The organism is Blautia sp. DFI.3.45 (assembly GCF_020593505.1).
In the GTDB taxonomy this organism is placed as follows: Bacteria; Bacillota; Clostridia; order Lachnospirales; family Lachnospiraceae; genus Blautia_A; species Blautia_A wexlerae.
In genome coordinates this window covers 1-379 of record NZ_JAJDMI010000184.1, presented here as the reverse complement: position 1 = coordinate 379, position 379 = coordinate 1, and the positions used below count along the sequence as shown (strand labels likewise).

Here is a 379-nt window from a genome sequence, read left to right as displayed (position 1 = left end):
AAAGTGCCGTTTGATGTAGTAACAGAACGATTTTCAAGGTCAATCTGCAATCCGTCAAAATTTAGCTTTTGTATGGCTCCAGCTTGCTGATTAAAGCGAGTGTAGCGGCGAATAAGAGACGCAATACGGGCAATCAGTTCATCCATATCAAACGGTTTTGTAAGATAATCGTCCGCTCCGGCCCGTAAGCCCCGTACTTTAGAAATGCTGTCATTTTTAGATGTGAACATCAAAATCGGCAGACTGTTCTCTTTGCGGATTTCTTCCAGCGTTTCAAAGCCATCCATACCAGGCATCATCACATCCAGCACCACAAGCTGATACTCCTGCTCTCTTAATTTTTGTAAGCCCTCTTTTCCGGTATTACAAAAATCAGCTT

Annotated in this window: 1 protein-coding gene; it reads right to left on the bottom strand. The window is 43.0% G+C overall.

From position 1 onward, the window contains the following. Positions 1-379, bottom strand: a 379-nt coding sequence (locus tag LJE09_RS17530; protein ID WP_227311623.1) for a response regulator transcription factor, incomplete at both ends; no start/stop codon positions are given.